The organism is Streptomyces odonnellii (genome assembly GCF_000981895.1).
Lineage (GTDB): Bacteria > Actinomycetota > Actinomycetes > Streptomycetales > Streptomycetaceae > Streptomyces > Streptomyces odonnellii.
Genome location: NZ_LATD01000171.1, coordinates 1 through 10,503, shown reverse-complemented (window position 1 = coordinate 10,503; position 10,503 = coordinate 1). Strand labels below are relative to the sequence as shown.

At 69.0% G+C, this 10,503-nt stretch carries 13 protein-coding genes; 10 read left to right on the top strand and 3 right to left on the bottom strand.

Annotated elements, in window-relative coordinates; genetic code table 11:
• Nucleotides 1–526: 526 nt before the first annotated feature.
• The 3 genes from WH07_RS17110 (at nt 527) to WH07_RS17100 (ending at nt 4,502) form a co-directional block, all read left to right on the top strand.
• Entirely contained in the window at nt 527–2,944 is a 2,418-nt protein-coding gene (locus tag WH07_RS17110) for a DEAD/DEAH box helicase (RefSeq protein ID WP_046500810.1), read from the top strand.
• On the top strand, nt 2,944–3,288 hold the full coding sequence (locus WH07_RS36280; RefSeq protein ID WP_198533827.1) for a hypothetical protein: 345 nt from the start codon (nt 2,944–2,946) through the stop codon (nt 3,286–3,288). Before WH07_RS17110 ends, WH07_RS36280 begins: the two co-directional genes overlap by 1 nt.
• 248 nt (nt 3,289–3,536) lie before the next feature.
• Nucleotides 3,537–4,502, top strand: a complete 966-nt coding sequence (locus WH07_RS17100; RefSeq protein ID WP_046500808.1) for a DUF4238 domain-containing protein — start codon at nt 3,537–3,539, stop codon at nt 4,500–4,502.
• Here WH07_RS17100 and WH07_RS17095 read toward each other — a convergent pair.
• Both WH07_RS17095 and WH07_RS17090 read right to left on the bottom strand, forming a co-directional pair.
• Nucleotides 4,460–5,026, bottom strand: a complete 567-nt coding sequence (locus WH07_RS17095) for a GNAT family N-acetyltransferase (RefSeq protein ID WP_046500807.1) — start codon at nt 5,024–5,026, stop codon at nt 4,460–4,462. The two genes, WH07_RS17100 and WH07_RS17095, sit on opposite strands and share 43 nt — an antisense overlap.
• On the bottom strand, nt 5,023–6,339 hold the full coding sequence (locus WH07_RS17090; RefSeq protein WP_046500806.1) for a hypothetical protein: 1,317 nt from the start codon (nt 6,337–6,339) through the stop codon (nt 5,023–5,025). Before WH07_RS17090 ends, WH07_RS17095 begins: the two co-directional genes overlap by 4 nt.
• Before the next feature lie 192 nt (nt 6,340–6,531).
• Here WH07_RS17090 and WH07_RS17085 point away from each other — a divergent pair, with 192 nt between their 5' ends.
• From WH07_RS17085 to WH07_RS39805, 5 genes are all read left to right on the top strand, one after another.
• Complete coding sequence (locus WH07_RS17085) at nt 6,532–7,029, top strand: hypothetical protein (RefSeq protein ID WP_046500805.1); 498 nt, start codon at nt 6,532–6,534, stop codon at nt 7,027–7,029.
• Between the two features lie 11 nt (nt 7,030–7,040).
• Nucleotides 7,041–7,427 (top strand): restriction endonuclease, encoded by a 387-nt coding sequence (locus WH07_RS17080; RefSeq protein ID WP_332836360.1) that lies wholly within the window; start codon nt 7,041–7,043, stop codon nt 7,425–7,427.
• Nucleotides 7,428–7,500: 73 nt separating this feature from the next.
• Nucleotides 7,501–8,079, top strand: coding sequence for a DUF6233 domain-containing protein (locus WH07_RS17075; RefSeq protein ID WP_408645862.1), 579 nt, complete (start codon nt 7,501–7,503; stop codon nt 8,077–8,079).
• 324 nt (nt 8,080–8,403) lie between these two features.
• On the top strand, nt 8,404–8,613 hold the full coding sequence (locus tag WH07_RS17070) for a DUF6207 family protein (RefSeq protein WP_046500803.1): 210 nt from the start codon (nt 8,404–8,406) through the stop codon (nt 8,611–8,613).
• A 127-nt stretch (nt 8,614–8,740) separates the two neighbouring features.
• A complete protein-coding gene (locus WH07_RS39805; protein WP_157877370.1) occupies nt 8,741–8,965 on the top strand; it encodes a hypothetical protein in 225 nt (74 codons plus the stop codon).
• A 47-nt stretch (nt 8,966–9,012) separates the two neighbouring features.
• On the opposite strand, the gene WH07_RS17065 is transcribed toward WH07_RS39805, so the two are convergent.
• Nucleotides 9,013–9,336 (bottom strand): hypothetical protein, encoded by a 324-nt coding sequence (locus WH07_RS17065; RefSeq protein ID WP_046500802.1) that lies wholly within the window; start codon nt 9,334–9,336, stop codon nt 9,013–9,015.
• 384 nt (nt 9,337–9,720) lie between these two features.
• Here WH07_RS17065 and WH07_RS17060 point away from each other — a divergent pair, with 384 nt between their 5' ends.
• The gene (locus WH07_RS17060; protein ID WP_046500799.1) at nt 9,721–10,143 is read left to right on the top strand and encodes a hypothetical protein; all 423 of its coding nucleotides are present in this window, start codon (nt 9,721–9,723) and stop codon (nt 10,141–10,143) included.
• A 114-nt stretch (nt 10,144–10,257) separates the two neighbouring features.
• Nucleotides 10,258–10,503, top strand: a 246-nt coding sequence (locus tag WH07_RS17055; RefSeq protein ID WP_046500798.1) for a hypothetical protein, incomplete at its 3' end; no start/stop codon positions are given.

The following is a 10,503-nucleotide window of genomic DNA, read 5'->3' as shown; positions in this document are numbered from 1 at the left end:
CGCGAATTGCGCAAGCGCAATTCGAATTCCCGCGTAAACGCGGGAATGGAATTCCGTAAACGGAATTTCGGCGGGGTGTCAATTCGCGCAAGCGCGAATTGAGGGCACCCGCGCAAGCGCGGGTGCCGGGGCTGGCGACAGGGGGGTGCATCATGCGCGGGCCTGTGTAGCCCCTGGGAATCCCAGCCATCACCCCCGCAACGGATGTGACGGTCCGTCGGGCGACAGGTGTCGGGCCCATCGTCGTGACGGGCTCCGCTTGCGCTCCACCCGAACCCCTCCCCTGCTCTCAACTACCCGAACGTCCAATCTGGCGACACCCCATCAGCATACACGCTGACCCGGTGTCATGGGGGAGAATCAGCCAAGTATCATCCGGGAGGGCGAACCTGTCGCAAGGGTGATGCATCACATGGGCTGGCTGTGTAGAGTCTGGGGGCAGACACCAACACCACCCCGGACCCTCACCGCTCCGGGATTCCCTTTCAGATAGCGGGCCGTATTCCGCGAAAAGGAGAACATGGGAATGGCCGTGAAACTGCGTGAACACCAGATTGAGGCCGTTGCCGCCATCGTGCGCGGCCTCGATATCCCGCCGGACGGCATTCCCTCCAATGGTCTGCGCGGTCAGGTGCACGCCGCGTGCGGGACGGGAAAGACCATCATCGCGGCATCGGCGGCAAAGCGGCTCGCGCCCAAGGGGCGCATTCTCGTTCTGGTGCCGACACTGGATCTGCTGAGCCAGACGGTTCAGGCGTGGAATTCGGTCGGGCACAAGGGGCCTGCGGTTGCGGTGTGCTCGCTCCAGGACGATCCGGAATTGTGGGCGCTAAAAGTCCGGTCCACCACCAACCCCGTGCAATTGGCTCTGTGGCACGGAACCGGGCAGGTCATCATCTTCGCCACGTACGCCAGTCTCGGTGTCCTCGCGGAGGCCTTCGAGGGCGTGTACGGGCAGCAGCTCGCTCCCATGGACCTGGTGTGTGTCGATGAGGCGCACCGGACCAGTGGTTCGATGGGTAAGGCGTGGGCTGCCGTGCACGACCAGGGCGTGATCCCGTCGGTGCGCCGGCTGTATCTGACGGCGACTCCGCGGATCTGGCAGGAGCGCCCCCCGAGCTGGGAGGTCGCTGAGGGCGTGCGGGATGCGCTGCCACAGGAGATGGCGGCCTCCATGGACGACGAGGACGTCTTCGGGCCGGTGCTCTACAAGCTGTCGCTGGCGTCGGCCGTGTCCAGGGGGCTGCTCGCCCGGTATCAGATCATCGTGCTGGAGCTCCAGGACCCGGTCGTCACGCCCGAGCGGCTGATGGGCGAGGACCGGCGCAGCGAAGAGGTGCGTGGGCAGCGTCTCGGGGCGCTCCAGGCCGCGCTGCTGCACACCATGGCCAGGCATTCTCTGCAGACGTGCATCACCTTCCACCACCGGACCATAGAGGCACAGGCCTATGCGGAGGGGCTGGAGCGGGTCGCGGCCCGGTTGCACGAGGATCAGCCGGACCGGTACCCGGCGGAGGTCTGGGCGGACTGGCTGTGCGGGGAGCACGTGCCTGAGCGCCGGCGGGGAGTTCTGGGCAAGTTCGGGTCGACGGCGCTGCGTGCGATTCTTTCGAATTGCCGTGTATTGGGTGAGGGCGTTGATATTCGCGCCGTGGATTCCGTGGCTCTTTTGGATCCCAAGGGGGCGCCGCACGATATCGTGCAGGCCATTGGGCGCGCTCTGCGACAGAAGCCCGGAGAGGGAAAACTGGCCTCTCTGATTGTGCCGATTTTCTTGCAGCCGGGAGAAGAGCCGGAAGACATGTTCACCTCCGGGTCTTACCGCCCTCTGGTGAAGGTTCTCGAAGGTCTTCGGGCTCACGATGAAGAAGCCGTGGAACTTCTGGCGATCCCCCAGGAGCCTCAGAAAGCCATGGTTGAGCCGTCGATGCACATCGGCACGGCGCCCGAGAAAGGCGAAGAAGAATCGCGTCTGCTGCTTCGTTTTGCGGCTCCGCGTGACCCGGTGATGGTCGCGGACTGGGTTTCCTTCAACGTCATCGACACGGAGCGGCAGGACTGGGCGAGGGGCTGGGCGGCGCTCAAGAACTTCGCGGAGCGCGAGCTTCACGCCCGCGTCCCCTACGAACACCGTGAGGGGATGTTTCCGCTGGGTACATGGGTGTCAGAACAGCGACGGGCCTACGGGGCTGGGCAGATGACCGGCAAGCGAGCCGCGCGGCTGGAGAAGTTGGGCATGGTCTGGTCGGTCGCTGATGAGCGGTTCCAGGAGAACCTGGCGGCGGCACGAGTGTACTTCGAGGAACATTGGACGCTTTGTGCGCCTCGGTCCGCATCCGCGCTGGACAGGCCGGTAGGGCAGTGGTTGTCCAATTTGCGGCGGCCGGGTGCGCTCGCCGACAAGCCGGAGTGGGAGGCCGCGCTCCTGGCGGTCGATGAGGACTGGAACCCCAAGTGGCCGGCGGAGTGGCAGCGGTACTTCGCCGCGCTGCGCGAGCTGGTCCGTGACGAGGACGGCCCGGCGGAGGTCCTGCCGGGGTTCACGGTCCACGGAATGGACGTGGGCAAGTGGCTAGCCCGGCAGCAAAAGCCCGAGGTCTGGGCGGCCCTGGCGGAGGGTCAGCGCGAGCGCCTGGAGGCCGTCGGCGTCACCCCGCCCCCCGCGGTTGGGGCCTCGGCACCCACGGCCATCCCCGCGGAGCCGTCCACGGCGCCCGTGAGCGCCTTCGAGAGGGGCATTGCGGCCCTGGCGCAGTACAGGGCCCGCACGGGCTCTGTGACGGTCCCCAGAGCCCACGTAGAGCAGTTGGAGGATGGGACCGAGGTTCGGCTTGGGGTATTTCTCAGCAACAGCAAGAGCAGGCGCGGGAAGCTCGGGACCGGCAAGCTCGCCGCGCTGGCCAGTCTCGGGCTGGAGTGGGCGGCAGTGGAAGGCGCAGCGTGATGACCGGGCGCGACGAAGAGCAGCGTGTGCGGGAAGCCATACGGGGGCACGTCCGCACCAGCGCCTTCGCGGAGGCGGAGAAGGTCATCTCGGCTCTGCTGTCCGACCCGGGGGTGCAGGAGGCGAGGGCGCAGGTCGAGGCCGCGGAGACGCAGCTCGGTACGGAGCTGCGTGCCCATCTCCAACCGTTCCAGGACCGCTACGACCAGGCGGTGCGCGACGGCGACGCGGCCGTGCTCACTGGGATCTGTGCGGGGCGAATTCCAAGGGTCCTCCGCTGTCCCGGGCCAGCGGCATCGCTCCCCAGGGCCTACACGCACTGGGGTGCGATGCCGTGGCTCTGAACTGGGGCATCGCACTGGTGTGCGTGTAGGCCCTGGGATCCTGGGCCGCTCCCCTTCCGCGAACTACGGGGCGGCCGGGACGTGTTTCGGTGAGACGGTCCAGCCGCGTGTAGAGGGCCCGTACGGCGCGGGCGCGGTTCTGGGCGCAATCTGCGGTGCCTTGGATCGGTTGGGAGAGGCCCCCGGCAGCTTGCTGGCGGATGACAATTCTTGGCGCCGTGTGCCGGGCGCTTGGCAGAATCGGGCGGGTGAAGGCAGCTCAGATATCCCGGCAGCACCTCGTCTCTCAGGTCCTGCTCAAGCAGTTCACCATGGCCGAGCCGGATGACCGTGGCCCTCAGGTGCGTCCCGTCGACGTGCGCTACCCAGAACGCTCGAACAAGCTGAAGAGCACCCGGGCGTGTGGTTGGGCCGACACCTTCGTCGCCTACGACTCCCAGTCTGCCGAGGATCTGTGGAATTCCGTGGAGAGGCGGGCTCCCGATGCCTTCGAGGCTGTACACGCTGGCACGCCGTTCGCTGACCCCCTGCACGTTGAGGCCTTGCGTGACCTGATCGTTCTGCACTATGTGCGGTCGCACCGCTATCGCGACGTGTACACCAACGCGTTCGAGACTGTGCGCGTGAGGGCCCGCAGTGAGCTCGTCGAGCGGTTCCCGGAGCCGCTGCGCCGTGAGGCGTTGCGGCAGACCAGGCTGCACCTGACCGACGCAGGTGCCCTCGATGCCTTCGCCGAGCGTCTCGTCGAACAGTCCGAGGTCACCCAAGACTACGGAACAGGTGCACTGTTTCGCACCAGCATCGAGAGCATGTTCAACAAGGTGCGTGCCATGGCCTCGAACTGGCACTTGGAGGTGCTGACGCCGGAGAGCGGCCAGTTCCTGGTCGGCGACAATCCGGCGGTGTCCGTGCGCACGGACACCACGCCCTGGTCGTACAACATGGCTTTCGGTGACGCGCACTCCATCATCCTGCCCATCACTCCCCGCCATCTGCTGGCCCTGGGAAGGAAGAACGCCGTCGCCGCCATCCCACGCGCCCTCATGGACAGAATCAACACTGTGCAGATCCTCGCCGCCGACCACTACGTCTACATGCACCCTCGGAGCACAAGGCTGGAGACGTTCGCGAGAGAGACTGCGAAACGGTGGCGAGCGGACCGCGTGAGCCCCTACCGCGCGTCGGCGTCGACCTTGAGGAGCAAGAGGTCGTAGACCGGGCCGCCGGGCTCGTTGCGGTACGGGCCCGCGTACGTGTAGCCGAGTCGTTCGTACAGGGTCCGGCCGGCGGTGTTGTCCGGGCGGACCAGCAGCGAGGCGTAGTCGGGGTTGATGGCCTTGAGGAGCGCGGAGTGGAGGCGGGAGCCGATGCCCTGGGACTGCCGGGCGGGAGTGACGGCAAGCTCGCACAGGCCCATGAGGCGGCCCGCGCGGACGTGTTCGGGGATCTCGGGCAGGAGTTCGCCGTACCAGTACTCGGGTGTGCACGGAAAGGCGTAGCCGAAGCCGACCATGGAGCCGTTCGCGTAGGCCGCGACCAGCGTGAAGCCTTCGTGCCTCAGGTGGCTGGTGACCTGGCGGCGCAGCGCGGCGGCGGACAGGCCGTCGGTGGAGGCGCCCGGGGTGTCGACCAGTTCGGGGTGCGCGTCGGACCAGATGTCCGCGATCGTGTCGAGCATCGGCGGGACCTGGCCGGGGCCGTAGGTGCGGATCACGACGTCTGTGCGGGTGCTGGTCACGCCCGTCCTCCTCCGGTGGCGGTGGTGGTGCGGTATTCCTCGATCCAGGACGCGACCGCGGGTACGCGGCCGTGTCGCTGGAGTGCGCCGGCGACGTTGTGCAGGGACTGCAGCAGCCGGTCGGAGCGCACTTCGGGGAGGAACGCGAGGACCCGGCCCGCGGCTTCGGCGGCTGCCTCCGGCTCGGGACGGTCCCTCACCGCATGTTGGATGGCGACGTCGGCCGTGTACAAGGCCCTGTTCCTGGCGAAGGCGTCACCGTGCAGGAGAACGGCCTGTTCAGCGCCGGAGGCGGCGCGTTCGTGCTGCCCGAGGTCCGCGCGGGCGAGGCACTCCAGGCCCGCGAGCTCACCGGGCGCGTAGAAGTCGAGCCAGGGCGGATCGTCGTCGGAGGGGCCTTGGGCGTAGAGGGTGTGGGCGCGGACGATCGCCTTGTCCGTGGCGGTGGCGTCGCCCATCAGCGCCCAGCCGCCGGCCTCGCGCATGTTGAACAGGGAGAGCAGCCGCGGGGAGCCGAGGTGGCGGGCGACGGCCTGGGCGCCCTGCGCGGCGGAGATCGCCTCCCGGGGCCGGCCGGAGGCTTTGGCGAGTAAGGAGAGGCAGCCGAAGGCGTGTGCCTCGAGTTCGGGATCGTCGGCGATCCGGGCGGCGGCGAGGGCCTCGCCGTACAGGGAGTGGGCGTCGCCTGCCCGGCCGGAGTCGTAGGAGAGCCACCCGGCGGCGATCGACAGGGCGCCGGTCGCCGATCGCAGCTTCGACTCGGTGCGGCTGGTGTACGTGCCGGACTGGAGCCACTGGTAGGCGGTGTGCAGCGCCTCGGACGCGGCTTGGCGCAGCGGCGCGGAGCCGTGGTCGTGGTCCTTGGCGTACAGGGTGGTGACGGCGGCCTTGACGGCGCGTACCTCGCTCGCGCCGATCTTCCCCGGCGTCTGCCCGGCGGCGAGCGGGAGGGCCAGGAGCACACCGGCGCCTTCGAAGAGGAAGGCGCGTCGTTCCACCGAATCCTCCTGCGCCCCGGACTGCCTGGCGGCGGGCCGTACGGACGGTGCTGGCGCGGGCAGGCGGAAGCCGAGGTCGGCCATGCTCCGCCCGCGGGTCATCTGGGTCAGGATGCGCTGGTAGACGGCACGGGGACAGGCGACGTTGCCGTCTTCCCAGTCCGCGACCAGGCGCGGGCCGCAGGCGACGTTCTCCCCCATCGCCCTGCCGGTGTCGTTGATCTTCTTGGCGAACTCGCGGCGGCTCATCTGGAATTCGAGTTCGCGGACAGCGCGCAGCCGGGTGTTGGGGACGGGCTTGCTGTGGTCGGCCATACCGGCTCCGGGCGCGTGTCGGACGGATGCGGCGACCGTACCGCTCCCCACAGTTGTCCTGCCCTTCCCTTGGCCATAGTTCACCCGGTCCCGGCCGACTTGCATCGTTCTTTCATCGGTGGGACGTCGCACCCGAAGAGGCGTTGCTGCTTGCGTGGACCGTGACGTGACGACCGATCAGGGAGATGGCGAATGGGAGACGCTTCCGCCGCAGGAACGGCCAAGGCCAAGAGGCCCGCCACTCCGACCTGGCACGAGCTGGCCGCGGTCACCGACGCCAAGCGCGGGCTGTGGCTGCTGAGCCGCAACCGCACCGGCTGGGCAGTGTGCGGCCGGGAGTGGGACATGGTGGCCGTCGAACCGATGGCGGCCGGGCTGGATGCACTCGCCGCGATGCGCGCGGGCACCCGACGCGGCTACCAGGTCCTCGCCGACCACCTGAGCGACCGGCTGTACGTCGCGGTGCCAGCCGACTCCGGCAGCTTCTTCGAGAACATCCCCGGTGTCCGGGTGCTGTCCAGCGGACATCAACTGCTCACCCCGAGTACGCCGCACGAGGGCACGATCGCGGCCGACTGGATCAGCCATCCGCGCGGCGGCACACCGCCGGCGCTCGTTGCGGCCGACCGGTTCGCCGCCCACCTACGGGAACTCACCTCCCCCGCGCACGCGAAGGCGCCCATGTCATGAACGGTCACACCGTGCTGTACGACCCCGAAGGCCGGATCGACGGGGAGCTGCCGCTCGATCGCGCGACTCACGAGCGCGCGGTCCGGGCCGTGCTTGCGTGGTCCGATCCGACGGCTTTGCGATCCGACGACTACGAACAGGTCGGGCTGCTGCTCGCCGGGGCCGCCCACGCGGTCGCCGCCGATGTACGCGCGTGCGCGGGCAGGCTGCCCGACGATGACGGCCGTCGCCTGTTCGCTGAGATCATGCTGGGCGAGGCCGCCGGCCGCCTGCCGCAGCGGTCGAGGAACCTGCGCGAAGTGAAGAACAAGGCCCGCCTGTTGCGCGCCCTGTATGAACGGCTGGACCGGCTCCAGGACGCCGTGCCCGCTCCGCAAGCCGCCACGGCCTCCCCCTGATCGGCTTCCGGCGCCTCCCCCGTGGGCCCGGACTGCGACGGGCAGCAGCAGCCGGCCCGCTTACCGTGGGGCCGTGACGACGCCTTCTGACGACGCTGCCGGGCCCGAGCTGGTGCCGGTGCCCGTGCGGGTCGTGCTGCCTGCCGATCCGGTACTGGGGCACGAGCCGCAGGAAATCGTCGCGCGGCTGTGGAAGCGTCGGCAGACGGAGACGGGCTGGTTGTACCTGGTCGGCATGCCGTCGTACCGAGACCGAGAGGACGGCAGTGTGGAAGCGGCGGAGTACCGGGTGTGGGTGCGCGCCCCCGACCACGTACGGCCGGTCGAAGGCGTCGACTACGACCAGGTCGTCACCGAGAAGCTGGAACGGTCACCACAGGCGGTGGTCCGCGAGGTCCTCGGGGAGCGTCGGCCTTCGGGGTGGGTCCTGGCAAAAGTGCGCGACGGGCGCGGCCCGGCCCGCTCCGTCCTGCACGCACCGGACTGCGAGGAAGCACCGGCGGGCGCGCCGCTGCTCGATGCGGACCGCGCCCTGGACGCGGCAGAGCACCCGGGCACCCGGCTGTGCACGCTGTGCGGAGCCGGCCAGGAGCTGACGCCCATGCTCCGCGGCTTCGACCACATCACCGACTCCGCCCCCGACGACTCTTGACCCCGGCCGCACCGTCGGCGGCGCTGGAGCGCCGGCCCCGCCCGGCGCGCAACAGCTGCGAGGGCGCCCCGGTCCCCGGCTGCGTCCGCGCCGCCCATTCCTGTCCTCCCTCTCCAGCCAGGGCATGGGCGAAGGGGGTCGCAACGGGGATGTCAGCGGCCCGACCACGCCGTACTCCCATGGTGCCCTGGGCGGACTCCAGGACGCTGTGAAGGCCAGCGCAACGCCTACCGCAACACCCAGCGCAACCCGGTGCCCCTACTCGGTCGGGTGAAGACGCCAGGATCGGAGAACTTCTGCGGGCCCCGGCGCGTAGTGCCAGGCATGAGGGAGATCACTGACGCGCACGTGGCAGAGCCGGGCCTGGCTGTGGTGGAGGTCGCGGCCGCCGATGACGCAACCGCGCTCGCGGTCCAGGAGCTGCTCGCCGCACGGTGCGTGATCGCACCGGCGGACCGTACGACCCGGGAGCCCGGCCAGCCCGGTGTACGGCTGCGCTGCTTCCTGGATCTGCGTCAGGAGCCCGGCTCGTAGCACTGCGGGCGGGCGGCCTCGTCCTGCTGACCAGCGGTGGTCGGGGTCATGGTCGGGGGTGGCGGCAGCGTGGTCGGGGCCGTGGTCGGTCTGGCCATCGGTGGGTGTGGTCGTCCAAGGTGGGGCGATGAGCGAACTCCGACCCGGTGACATTACTGACGAGATGCGCCAAGCCATGGACACGGCACAGCGGCAGGGACTGCAGAAGGACCTGCGCACCCTCGCGGCCAACATCCGCGCCGACGCCGAAGGCAGGTACCCCGGTGCGGCACCCGGCTGGCAGGACGGAGTCGAGTGGACGCTGCGGTGGATCGAGAACACTGCCGGCCAGCTGACCGAAGGCAAACCGTAGCTGCCGGAAGTCGGCGACGCGCTGAACTGCCGTGACCGGGGCGACGGTCAGGGTGTGTCACCGAAGTAGACGAACGGGCTTGCCCAGATCACGTGGCCGTCGTCCGGTCGGCTGCCTGCAATGCCGTGGGCGATCCTGCGGAGCAGGCTCCACTCGGCAGCCACCCTGGCGAGGTGATGTCTGGAGATGGCGGGCTCGCTGTCACGTCGGTCCATCGCCTGACACAGAGTGGCGGTAACGCCGGTCAGCAGCTCACGGTTGTCATCTGACACCGGGTGCGAGGCCACCCAGGTCAAGAGGTCTTCCACATCGGCCTGGGTGAGGTGCTGGGCACCTCGACAGACCGGCCAGGTCCCGGCGTCTGTATCCATTGCGGCATTCTCCCGCCTGGCGCACCTCACGTCACCGGCTCCACCCCGGCTTCTCTCCGTACGCGGGCACTGGAGGTGTCCGGTCAGTCCAGATCCGCATGCATCCAACCGCCCGCCGCGTCCCAGCCGTCCAGGAAGGCGGCCAGGGCACGGCGTTGCGTTTCCTCGCAGGCGACCTGCCGGGCGGGACGTCGCGGTCGACGTACAGGTCGACGGCGGCGAGGACCAGGCGCTGGAGTTCGGCCAGCTCCAACGCCTCCGCTGGCGCGTTCTTCGCGGGTCTGAGTGCCTTGCGTGGAAGCGCGCCCCCTTGTGGTCTGCGTCGGCTATACCAGAACGGAGCCGATCACCCCGCCCGCCACAGTAGAGGGAGTCCACTGCCTCATGACCGACGCCGCGAACGCCTCATCCGCCGCCCGTGCCGCCCGTGTGATCACAATCGTCGCCGTCGTCGTCGGCATCGCCTTCACCGGCTTATGGACCTTCATCTCCATCCCGCAGCTCATGGACTTCATCGGCGACCGCGACATCACCGCTCCCCTGTTCCTGGCCATCGCGGTCCTTGCCGGTCCTGCCATGTTCTGGTCCTTCATCGGTCTCGGCCTCGGCATGAGCGCGCTGGGCTGGGCTGCCGGGCTCGCGAGCACCGGCATCCTCGTCGGCCTCACCTACGGATCCCTCCTCGCCTCTTCCGACGGCCACGGCTTCGCCTACTGGCTGTTCCTCACCATGCTCGTCGTCTGCAACATCGGTGCCTTCTGTGTGACCCCCTACGCCCTCTTCCGCGGCACGATCGGGCGCCGTTGACCTGTCGCGTACTCGTCGGCCCCAGGGCGGATGAAGTGGCCGGAAGCCCGGACCGCCCCCAGCCGACGCTGACCCACTCGGCACCGTTGTGATCGCCGCGTATCGACGGAGGACATGTTGAGCCAGCCGGAGCAGCCCTGGCAGCCGGGCCCGAACGATCTGCCCTTCACCACCCACCTGATCAACCCGCATGGTGACCGGCATCTCGGATTCAACGACGTCGAGGGCCGCTTCTACCGGCTGTGGCAGCACCGGCAGCCCGAGCCGCTCCACACCGGCGACGCGATCCTGCTGCGTCCCAGCGACATCGACCAGATCATCAAGTTCTCCATGATCTGGGTGAAGAACCACCCCACCCAC

What these genes read in the sequence shown, in the direction of transcription:
- WH07_RS17070 (WP_046500803.1), top strand. Translation starts at nt 8,404, where the DNA reads ATGAGGGAGATCACTGACGCGCACGTGGCAGAGCCGGGCCTGGCTGTG.
- WH07_RS17090 (WP_046500806.1), bottom strand. Translation starts at nt 6,339, where the DNA reads ATGGCCGACCACAGCAAGCCCGTCCCCAACACCCGGCTGCGCGCTGTC.
- WH07_RS36280 (WP_198533827.1), top strand. Translation starts at nt 2,944, where the DNA reads ATGACCGGGCGCGACGAAGAGCAGCGTGTGCGGGAAGCCATACGGGGG.
- WH07_RS39805 (WP_157877370.1), top strand. Translation starts at nt 8,741, where the DNA reads ATGAGCGAACTCCGACCCGGTGACATTACTGACGAGATGCGCCAAGCC.
- WH07_RS17085 (WP_046500805.1), top strand. Translation starts at nt 6,532, where the DNA reads ATGGGAGACGCTTCCGCCGCAGGAACGGCCAAGGCCAAGAGGCCCGCC.
- WH07_RS17065 (WP_046500802.1), bottom strand. Translation starts at nt 9,336, where the DNA reads ATGGATACAGACGCCGGGACCTGGCCGGTCTGTCGAGGTGCCCAGCAC.
- WH07_RS17110 (WP_046500810.1), top strand. Translation starts at nt 527, where the DNA reads ATGGCCGTGAAACTGCGTGAACACCAGATTGAGGCCGTTGCCGCCATC.
- WH07_RS17060 (WP_046500799.1), top strand. Translation starts at nt 9,721, where the DNA reads ATGACCGACGCCGCGAACGCCTCATCCGCCGCCCGTGCCGCCCGTGTG.